This window comes from Neobacillus dielmonensis (genome assembly GCF_000612665.1).
Taxonomy (GTDB): domain Bacteria; phylum Bacillota; class Bacilli; order Bacillales; family Cytobacillaceae; genus Neobacillus; species Neobacillus dielmonensis.
Genome location: NZ_HG942063.1, coordinates 1 through 9466 on the forward strand (window position 1 = coordinate 1; position 9466 = coordinate 9466).

Sequence of the window (9466 nt, forward strand, 5' to 3'; positions counted from 1 at the left end):
TTCCTCAAACCGGAGGTTTGCCGCTCGCTTCCTTTAGATTCCACGTCACCGTGGACACCCTTGCGTTAAGCTAACCATTACTTCTACCTTCATGGCTCGGGACTTACACCCTATAGATTGCACCCATGCTGGGCGCACGTAAAAAGAGGCTGTCTCATAGGTAAACCTTGATTAGACAGTCTCTTTTATGGTGTTATTAAACATGGTCACTTCCGAAGAAGTTCCTAAATGCTTGGAATGTTGTTTCACGGTTCAATGCTGCAATCGAGGTAGTCAATGGAATCCCTTTAGGGCAGGATTGAACACAGTTTTGTGAATTGCCGCAGTTGGAAAGGCCTCCATCACCCATAATCGCTTCCAGACGCTCTGCCTTATTCATGGCACCTGTTGGATGGGCGTTAAACAAACGAACCTGTGACAGCGGCTGAGGGCCGATAAAATTCGATTTGCTGTTTACATTCGGGCATGCCTCTAAGCAAACACCGCATGTCATACATTTAGATAATTCATATGCCCATTGGCGTTTGGTTTCAGGCATCCGTGGTCCTGGTCCCAAGTCATACGTTCCATCAATAGGAATCCAAGCTTTTACCTTTTTCAACGCATCAAACATTCTGCTGCGGTCGATTTGAAGGTCACGGATGACTGGAAAAGTCTTCATTGGCGCTAAGCGGATTGGCTGTTCCAGCTTATCAACTAGCGCCGAGCAGGATTGACGCGGCTTGCCGTTGATCACCATAGAACAAGCACCACAAACTTCTTCTAGACAGTTCATTTCCCATGTAACAGGGGTTGTTTTCTGCCCTTTTGTATTCACAGGATTTCTGCGGATTTCCATTAACGCAGATATTACGTTCATATTGGGTCTATATGGTACCTCGAACTCCTCTTCATAAGGAGCAGATTCCGGGGTATCCTGACGAGTTATAATAAATTTGACCGTCTTTGTTTCAGCCATTCCTTCCCACTCCCCTTTTTAGTGCTTTGTCGTATAATCCCGCTTTCTTGGTTTAATCAAGGATACGTCGATATCTTCATAATGGAATGCAGGAGCTTCGTTTGCACCAACAAATTTTGCCATTGTCGTTTTCATGAACTCCTCATCATTCCGTTCAGGGAATTCAGGTTTATAGTGTGCGCCACGGCTTTCATTACGGTTGTATGCACCAAGCGTAATAACCCTTGCCAGTTGCAGCATGTTGAACAATTGACGGGTAAACGCTGCACCCTGATTGCTCCATTTCGAAGTATCATTGATATTGATATTTTTATAGCGTTCAAGCAGTTCTTGAATCTTTTCATCTGTTTTTAAAAGCTTATCATTATAACGGACAACGGTAACGTTATCTGTCATCCATTCGCCCAACTCTTTATGAAGAATGTAGGCATTCTCCGTTCCGTCCATGCTCATGATGTTATTCCATTTCTCTTGCTGCTCTTTGACATGACGGTCAAAAACGCTAGAAGAAACGGCATCGGAGCTCTTTTCAAGTCCGTCAATATATCGAACAGCGTTTGGTCCTGCGACCATTCCACCGTAAATCGCTGACAATAGTGAGTTAGCACCTAAACGGTTCGCACCGTGCTGTGAGTAATCGCACTCACCAGCTGCAAACAGTCCAGGGATGTTAGTCATTTGATCATAGTCCACCCATAATCCACCCATTGAATAGTGAACCGCAGGGAAAATCTTCATTGGAACCTTACGCGGGTCATCGCCTACGAATTTTTCATAGATTTCGATAATTCCGCCTAGTTTAACATCCAATTCATGAGGATCTTTATGCGAAAGGTCCAGGAATACCATGTTCTCGCCATTGACACCAAGTTTTTGATTCACACAGACATCAAAAATTTCACGTGTTGCGATATCGCGAGGCACTAAGTTACCGTAGGCAGGGTATTTTTCTTCAAGGAAATACCATGGCTTACCATCTTTATATGTCCAAATCCGGCCGCCTTCACCGCGTGCGGATTCACTCATAAGACGAAGCTTGTCATCCCCAGGTATAGCAGTCGGGTGAATTTGAATCATTTCACCATTTGCATAATAAACTCCTTGCTGGTAGACAATAGAGGCTGCAGACCCTGTGTTAATAACAGAGTTAGTTGATTTTCCAAAGATAATTCCAGGACCACCTGTTGCCATAATGACGGCATCAGCAGCAAAGGACTTAATTTCCATCGTTTTTAAATCTTGGGCGACAATACCGCGGCATACGCCATCATCATCAACGACAACGCCAAGGAATTCCCAGTTTTCGTACTTAGTAACTAATCCGGCTACTTCTTCACGGCGTACTTGTTCATCCAAAGCATATAATAATTGCTGGCCAGTCGTAGCACCAGCGAAAGCTGTCCGGTGATGCTGTGTACCACCAAAACGACGGAAGTCTAATAATCCTTCAGGAGTACGGTTAAACATAACGCCCATCCGGTCAAATAAATGAATGATACCAGGCGCTGCTTCACACATCGCTTTTACTGGGGGCTGGTTAGCCAGGAAGTCTCCTCCATAAATCGTATCATCAAAGTGAATCCAAGGGGAATCACCTTCACCTTTTGTATTTACTGCTCCATTAATACCACCTTGGGCACAAACAGAGTGAGAGCGTTTAACTGGAACTAGGGAAAATAATTCTACTGGTGTCCCATGTTCTGCAACTTTAACCGCTGCCATCAAGCCAGCTAATCCACCACCGACTATGATTACCTTTCCTTTACTCATCGTGACTCACTCCCTTAATCCAAAAAATCCAATATTTTTCTACGAATAATTCTGCTAGTTTAGATAAATGCTAGTAATGTACGTATTCCCACAATTGAAAGAAGCACGAAAACGACCATCGTGAAATATGTAGAAATCCTTTGGGAACGCGGTGATACAGTGATGCCCCAGCTTACTAGGAAAGACCATAAACCATTTGCGAAATGGAAGATTGCTGAAAGGATCCCTACTAGGTAAAATCCAAACATAAATGGTGAAGATAGGATATCTTCCATCATTTTGAAGTTGATTTCCGAACCAAATGCAGCAGCTACCCGAGTTTGCCATACATGCCAAGTAATAAAGATAAGTGTAATAACGCCAGTTACACGTTGGATGATATACATCCAGTTTCTAAAAAATCCGAATCTACCAACATTGCTAGTTGCTGTAAAAGCAATATACAATCCATAGATTGCATGAAACAGAAGCGGCAAATAGATTACTACTGTCTCAAGAACAATTTTGAAAGGAAGATTCCCCATAAAATTGGCAGCCGTGTTGAAAGACTCAGCCCCCTTTGTTGCAAAGTGGTTAACCGTTAGGTGCTGCAGAAGAAAAATTCCGATTGGAATGACTCCGAGCAATGAATGCAATCTTCGATTAAAAAACTCGCGATTCCCCGCCATTGATTTACCCCCCTTTAGTTTTAAAAAACCGATTATTCTCCCTGTTTAATGTTTCAGCATCACTGTGACAATTATGTGACATGTTCATTTTACTCCCAACCTTATAGAGCGTCAAGGAAACGGATACATAAAAAACGACGAAAAAATAAAATTTTTAAAATATATTGATATTATATTAGAAAACGCTTACATTTTAGGAAAATTGGAGTAGTACCACTCCTAAAACTTGTCAGGTCTGCCACCAAATTACCAACATCTTTATGGAAAAGTTTTTATTTTTTTGGTGAAAATAACGTTATTAACCAGAATAAGATATTGTAATATAGCAAAAACTTCCACAAAAATCTGCAGGCTTTTTTGAAAAAACGGTACTGAAAAGCGACTATTTTTGTATATAATAGAATCGTAGAAAGAGGGGAAACTCGTGAAGGAAAGCACTGCTCTAGAACAATCTATTCAACCACTAGAAACAAGAACCATTTCCATTTTTGGTTATGAATTAATCAGAGAAACCCTGTTGCCGGAGATTTTTGGTAAGGACACCCCTGAAATTTTATATTGGGCCGGTAAACGGCTAGCAAGGAAATATCCATTGGCTGATTTTGAAAGCATGCTCGAATTTTTTGCTACAGCCTCATGGGGAACTCTTGAGATCGTAAAAGAGTCAAAAACACAGTTGGACTTGGAGCTCACAAGCCCATTGCTAGCTCCACGTGTGAAATCAAAGGCAGAACATTTTTTCCAGCTCGAAGCAGGTTTTATTGCCCAGCAAATCGAACTGCAAAAAGAAGTGGTCGCTGAAACGTTTGAACATCCTGTTAAAAAGTCTAACAAAGTTCAATTCACTGTAAAGTGGGATCAAAACGACCCTTTGTAATCGTTCGTTCCAAAACGGAGGAGGATGCGAGTGCATCCTCCCCTTTTTGTTTTGTTATTCAACGCTTGCCAGTTCAAATGCGTCGTGCAGCACTTCAACAGCCTTAAGCATATGTTTCTCTTCCACAACGGCTGAGACTTTTATTTCAGATGTGCTAACCATTTTCACTTGTATATTATTGTCAGCTAAAATCTGGAACATTTTTGCGGCAACTCCAGGATTAGAAACCATACCAGAGCCAACAATCGATACTTTTGCCAGTTTATTTTCCGCATCCAGCTGTTCGTATCCTAATACTTCTTTGTTATCTTCTAACACATTCAATGTTTCCAGCCAATCATCGGTATGAATCGAGAAGGATAGATTGGCGGTTCCTGCTTCCGTAGTGCTTTGAATAATAATATCAACGTTTATATGATTTTTTGCCAAAGTTGTAAAAATAGTTGATAGACTGGTTAATGAATTAGTTAGTCCTAACACTGTAACCTTAGTGATTTCATCCTCAAATGCGACTCCGCGGACAACTAGATTTTGTTCCATTGTAGCTTCCCCCTCAATGACAGTACCTTCTTCTTTTTCCATACTTGACCGGACTTCCAGACGAACTTGATAGTTTTTCGCAAATTCAACTGCTCTAGGATGCAATACGCCTGCTCCAAGGTTTGCGAGTTCAAGCATCTCATCGTAGGAAATAGATAATAATTTGCGAGCATTTTTAATATAGCGCGGATCGGTTGTAAAAACGCCGGTTACATCTGTATATATATCGCAACGGTCAGCTTTTAGGGCTGCTGCTAGAGCAACTGCCGTCGTATCAGAACCGCCGCGGCCCAATGTAGTAATTTCGCCATCCTCAGTAATTCCTTGAAATCCTGCTACGACAACCACTTTACCGCTAACAAGCTGCTGACTAATGGCATTTGTATCAATTTTCGCAATTCTCGCATTAGCATGGACCGGTTCCGTGACAATTCCTGCTTGCCAACCGGTGTATGAAATAGCCTCAAGCCCGTTTTGATTCAAGGCAATGGATAATAAGGAAATCGTCACCTGCTCGCCCGTTGTCAGGAGCATGTCCATCTCCCGTTTGTTTGGCTGCGGAGAAAGCTCCTTTGCCATGTTTACCAGTTGGTCTGTTGTTTTCCCCATTGCCGAAACGACTACAACCACTTGGTTTCCCTTGTCTATTTCCTCTTTAACACGTCCGGCTACATTGAGAATGCGGTCGATGCTGCCAACGGAGGTTCCTCCAAACTTTTGTACAATTAGCCCCATGTCTTCTCCCTCTCTCATCTTTCAACTATCTGCTTTTTCTCCCAAATAAAAAAGCAATGAGAGATTATCCCATTGCTTGTTCAACACGAAGAAAAGTTCATGTATACACAATGAAAGATAGCTCTCCAAGACGGTTGGTCTTGACAGTCCTGCATCTCTTAAATGCAAAACCAGCAAAGAAAGCCATGAGTCTTTCTCTACTTCGGCGAACATCCCCTTTCAAAGCCCTTCCTCGAAGCTCATCCTTCTCGGGACTTTTACTATTGAAGTTCGCACCTCTACCTTCACTTTAACACGTAAAAGTGATAGTTATTAAATTTTCACTCATTATAGCACAGCAAATAATTTATGACAATTAGTCAGATTGAAGTTTTTTGATTAATTCCTCAGCGACGTTGACAGGAATACTTAGGGAAGTAAAATCTTCTAAGCTTGCTTCTTTCATTCTTTTGACGGATCCAAAATGTTTGAGCAATAATTTTTTTCGTTTTTCCCCAACTCCAGGGATATCATCTAACAACGATTGGAAGGCGTTTTTACCGCGGACTTGCCGGTGGAAGGTGATGGCAAATCGGTGCACTTCGTCTTGGATTCGCTGCAGCAAATAGAACTCCTGGCTGTTCCGCCCAAGCGGAATAATCTCCAGCGGGTCTCCGTACAAAAGCTGCGACGTTCTGTGCTTTTCATCTTTTGCCAAACCAGCAATCGGAATATCCAAGCCTAACTCATTTTCTAGTACATCTTTGACTGCTTCCACATGGGTTTTCCCACCATCAATGATAATTAAATCAGGAAGCGGCAAGTCTTCCTTTAAGGCTCTAGAATATCGCCTTCTTGTTACTTCTCTCATGGATTCGTAATCATCAGGGCCTTGCACTGTTTTGATTTTATATTTGCGGTATTCCCGTTTATTCGGTTTACCATCTGTAAACACGATCATAGCTGAAACAGGGTCCGTTCCTTGAATATTTGAGTTATCAAATGCTTCAATCCTGTGCGGGGTATAGATTCCTAGGTATTGCCCGAGATTTTCCACGGCTTTAATCGTTCTTTCTTCGTCTTTTTCAATTAAAGAGAATTTTTCATTCAATGCAATTTTGGCATTTTTGATTGCCATTTTGACCAGGTCTTTTTTCTGACCCCGCTGCGGTTTAACCACTTTTACTTCTAAAAGCTGTTCGGCGAGATTTTGGTCGACTTCGTCCTGAATCAGAACTTCTTTTGGTTTGATGTGGTTGGTCTTTTGATAAAATTGGCCAAGGAAAGTAAGCATTTCCTCTTCCGGCTCGTTGTAGCTTGGGAACATTGAGACATCTCTTTCAATCAGTTTCCCTTGACGCACAAAGAAGACCTGGACACACATCCAGCCTTTGTCGACAGAATAGCCAAACACGTCGCGGTCGGTAAAATCGGTCATGGTGATTTTTTGTTTTTCCATGATGGTTTCAATATGGATGATTTTGTCGCGGTATTCTTTTGCCCGTTCGAAATCAAGTTCCTCTGCCGCGGCGTTCATTCTATCGGTCAGCTCTTTTTTGATTTCTTTGTAACCGCCATTTAAAAATCTGGTGATTTCATCGGTCATTTCCTTGTATGTTTTTTCTGCGACCTCATTGACGCATGGCGCCAGGCACTGGCCAAGATGGTAGTACAGGCAGACGCGGTCAGGCAGCGTGGAACATTTTCTTAATGGATAAATCCGGTCGAGCAGCTTTTTGGTTTCGTTGGCTGCCCCTACATTCGGATATGGACCAAAGTATTTGCCTTTGTCCTTTTTGACTTTTCTCGTGATAATTAGCTTCGGATGACGCTCTGCCGTCAGCTTAATGAACGGGTAGGTTTTATCATCCTTCAGCATGATATTGTATTTAGGATCGTATTTTTTAATGAGATTTAATTCGAGCAGTAATGCTTCGATATTAGATGAGGTGACAATATATTCAAAGTCTTCGATTTCGTTGACAAGACGTAATGTTTTTCCATCATGCGAGCCCGTGAAATAGGAACGGACGCGGTTTTTTAACACTTTGGCTTTCCCTACGTAGATAATCGTCCCCTGACGGTCTTTCATCAAGTAGCAGCCAGGCTGATCAGGAAGCAGTGTTAATTTTTGCTTGATTATTTCATTCATTCCGGCTACTCCCCTTCCGTCTTTTTTATGTTTATCCTTAAAATTGTAAAACAAAGTGCTGGTAAATGGAAGTATGAGTTTTTGGAAACAAAGGAAAACCCCCAACAGATGACATCTGCCAGGGGTTCGAGTGTTCTTGGGAATTAAACGTGTTTTTGAAGTACGCCAGCTAGAGCGTCTTTAGGTTGGAAGCCGACAACTTTATCGACTACTTCCCCATTTTTAAATACCAATAAAGTAGGAATGCTCATTACGCCAAAGTTGGCAGCTGTCTGTGGGTTGTCGTCCACGTCTAATTTTTTGATTGCTACTTTATCGCCCATTTCGGCGTCAAGTTCTTCAAGAACTGGAGCGATCATTTTACAAGGTCCGCACCATGGTGCCCAGAAATCGACAAGAACAAGACCATCGCTTGTTTCAGCCGAGAAGTTTTGATCGGTTACATGAGAAATTGCCATTACAAAGCCCTCCTAATAAATAGAACTTAAATCTAACGAAAGTATACCATCGATTGGTAATTCGCGCTAATAATATGTTTCGTCATACATTTTCCCCTTTTGATAAGCGTCCTATTCCGTTGTAAGCGATTAAACATTAACAAAAAATTCATCACTCTTACATTTGGATGCCCGAAACTTTTTATAGAATGGACTTGTACGTTAATAAATGGAGAAAGGCCGTGGCATATGGGCAAGGTTCTTAAACCGAGGTTTGAATCGGATGAATTAAAGATTCTTCGGTATTTGGACACACGAATGGTTTTGTCGCCGTCGGACAAGCAACACTATTTAAATCTGAAAAAAGGGTATGAGGGAGAGGTTATGTTTGATCAACGAACGGAGAAGCTTACATGTGATTGTCTGATACTAAACGATTTGCTTTTTAAAGTAAACAGCACCACTTTTCAAATTGATTCACTCATTATTTTTCAAGGAACAATTCGGTTCTTCGAGATAAAAAATTTTGAAGGTAATTTTATTTACGAGGATGAATGTTTTCAAACAGTAGGTAATAAAAAAATTGCAAACCCGCATCATCAATTAATTCGAAGTGACCTATTGCTTCACCAGCTGTTGCAAAGTCATAAAATTATTTTGCCAATCGAGGCGCAAGTAGTTTTTGTTAATCCCCAGTGTACCCTTTATGAATGCCCCTGCAATAAACCATTTATTCTTCCAACACAAATGGATGCCTATTTGGCTAAATTAGACAATACCCCTTCGAAACTAAGTGAAAAACATTCGAGTATTGCGGAAAAGTTAATCTCGCTGTACATAAAAAAGTCTCCCTATACGCAGTTGCCTTCATATAAGTATGAACATTTGCGAAAAGGGAATATATGTCCATTGTGTTTTTCATTTTCCATTAAAGTGGTCGGGAGTAAGTTGATATGCCTGGAATGTGGGTATGAAGAAAAGGTGGAGAATGCGGTCATGCGGAATGTAAAGGAGATTATGCTGCTGTTTCCTGAGATGAAGATTACTACTAATTTGGTTCATGAATGGTGCCAAGTAATTGATTCAAAAAGAAGGTTAAGCAGGATATTAGATAAAAATATGGAAATTGTGGGGGTCGGACAATGGGCATATTATGAGAACAGATAAAATTCAGAGTTGGTTTCTAAAAATGTATTAATCCTGATTTCCTTGTTATTTATATATTAGTCGTTTCAACTTAAAGAGCTTTATTAACGACAGTTTTTTATGATTCCGGCAGTCATTTTGTCGTTAAGAGACCTTATTAACGACAGTTTTTATGAAACCCGGTTTCCTTTTGTCGTTAATAAC

Annotated in this window: 8 protein-coding genes and 1 riboswitch; of the genes, 2 read left to right on the plus strand and 6 right to left on the minus strand. The window is 41.1% G+C overall.

Annotated elements, in window-relative coordinates:
• Positions 1–196 precede the first annotated feature (196 nt).
• Genes sdhB through BN2425_RS11590 form a run of 3 tightly spaced genes read right to left on the minus strand, consistent with a single transcriptional unit; the run spans position 197 to position 3396 of the window.
• Entirely contained in the window at positions 197–958 is a 762-nt protein-coding gene (sdhB, locus tag BN2425_RS11580) for a succinate dehydrogenase iron-sulfur subunit (protein ID WP_042459339.1), read from the minus strand.
• An 18-nt stretch (positions 959–976) separates the two neighbouring features.
• Positions 977–2728 carry a succinate dehydrogenase flavoprotein subunit gene (sdhA, locus tag BN2425_RS11585; RefSeq protein WP_042459342.1) on the minus strand — a complete coding sequence of 584 codons (1752 nt, stop codon included), beginning with the start codon at positions 2726–2728 and terminating at the stop codon, positions 977–979.
• A gap of 59 nt (positions 2729–2787) precedes the next feature.
• Positions 2788–3396, minus strand: a complete 609-nt coding sequence (locus tag BN2425_RS11590; protein WP_042459345.1) for a succinate dehydrogenase cytochrome b558 subunit — start codon at positions 3394–3396, stop codon at positions 2788–2790.
• Positions 3397–3820: 424 nt separating this feature from the next.
• Here BN2425_RS11590 and BN2425_RS11595 point away from each other — a divergent pair, with 424 nt between their 5' ends.
• Positions 3821–4273 (plus strand): YslB family protein, encoded by a 453-nt coding sequence (locus BN2425_RS11595; RefSeq protein WP_042459347.1) that lies wholly within the window; start codon positions 3821–3823, stop codon positions 4271–4273.
• A 54-nt stretch (positions 4274–4327) separates the two neighbouring features.
• Here the strand turns inward: BN2425_RS11595 and BN2425_RS11600 are convergent, their stop codons facing one another.
• From BN2425_RS11600 to trxA, 3 genes are all read right to left on the minus strand, one after another.
• Positions 4328–5548, minus strand: a complete 1221-nt coding sequence (locus tag BN2425_RS11600; RefSeq protein WP_042459349.1) for an aspartate kinase — start codon at positions 5546–5548, stop codon at positions 4328–4330.
• Between the two features lie 110 nt (positions 5549–5658).
• A riboswitch (Lysine riboswitch) is annotated at positions 5659–5837 on the minus strand.
• A 66-nt stretch (positions 5838–5903) separates the two neighbouring features.
• A complete protein-coding gene (uvrC, locus tag BN2425_RS11605; RefSeq protein WP_042459351.1) occupies positions 5904–7679 on the minus strand; it encodes an excinuclease ABC subunit UvrC in 1776 nt (591 codons plus the stop codon).
• A gap of 143 nt (positions 7680–7822) precedes the next feature.
• On the minus strand, positions 7823–8137 hold the full coding sequence (gene trxA, locus BN2425_RS11610; RefSeq protein ID WP_042459354.1) for a thioredoxin: 315 nt from the start codon (positions 8135–8137) through the stop codon (positions 7823–7825).
• A gap of 297 nt (positions 8138–8434) precedes the next feature.
• Between trxA and BN2425_RS11615 the strand changes: the two genes are divergently transcribed.
• Entirely contained in the window at positions 8435–9283 is an 849-nt protein-coding gene (locus tag BN2425_RS11615) for a nuclease-related domain-containing protein (RefSeq protein WP_319922076.1), read from the plus strand.
• Positions 9284–9466 lie beyond the last annotated feature (183 nt).

Coding starts and splice junctions, on each gene's coding strand:
- sdhB (WP_042459339.1), bottom strand. CDS start 958: ATGGCTGAAACAAAGACGGTCAAATTTATTATAACTCGTCAGGATACC.
- sdhA (WP_042459342.1), bottom strand. CDS start 2,728: ATGAGTAAAGGAAAGGTAATCATAGTCGGTGGTGGATTAGCTGGCTTG.
- BN2425_RS11590 (WP_042459345.1), bottom strand. CDS start 3,396: ATGGCGGGGAATCGCGAGTTTTTTAATCGAAGATTGCATTCATTGCTC.
- BN2425_RS11600 (WP_042459349.1), bottom strand. CDS start 5,548: ATGGGGCTAATTGTACAAAAGTTTGGAGGAACCTCCGTTGGCAGCATC.
- uvrC (WP_042459351.1), bottom strand. CDS start 7,679: ATGAATGAAATAATCAAGCAAAAATTAACACTGCTTCCTGATCAGCCT.
- trxA (WP_042459354.1), bottom strand. CDS start 8,137: ATGGCAATTTCTCATGTAACCGATCAAAACTTCTCGGCTGAAACAAGC.
- BN2425_RS11615 (WP_319922076.1), top strand. CDS start 8,435: ATGGTTTTGTCGCCGTCGGACAAGCAACACTATTTAAATCTGAAAAAA.